The sequence below is a fragment of the Mesorhizobium sp. M2D.F.Ca.ET.226.01.1.1 genome (genome assembly GCF_004022705.2).
In the GTDB taxonomy this organism is placed as follows: Bacteria; Pseudomonadota; Alphaproteobacteria; order Rhizobiales; family Rhizobiaceae; genus Mesorhizobium.
On record NZ_RZOY02000156.1, the window covers coordinates 1 to 278 of the forward strand.

Sequence of the window (278 nt, forward strand, 5' to 3'; positions counted from 1 at the left end):
GAGAAATTGGTCAGGCCGCTGAAGTCGCGCAACTGGCCGAAGCGGCTGACGTCATGCGTCGAGATCTGGATCAGGTCCCAGACCGGCCAGAAGATGACGACGGCCGCCAGAAACAGGCTGGGCAAGGTCAGCAGATAGGGCAGGAAACGATTTTGCATCGGCTGGTTTGTACCGCTTTGCCGGTGGAGATTGGATTTCTGGCTTAACAGATCGACATAATCCCGCCTCGCTCTTCTCGGGGCGCCGTTTCAAGGATTCCTTGCAAGCGTCGACGCTGC

General features: G+C 57.9%; 1 pseudogene. It reads right to left on the bottom strand.

What is annotated here, in order from left to right:
• Positions 1-158, bottom strand: a pseudogene (locus EN869_RS34205) (sugar ABC transporter permease); the annotation flags it as partial.
• Positions 159-278 lie beyond the last annotated feature (120 nt).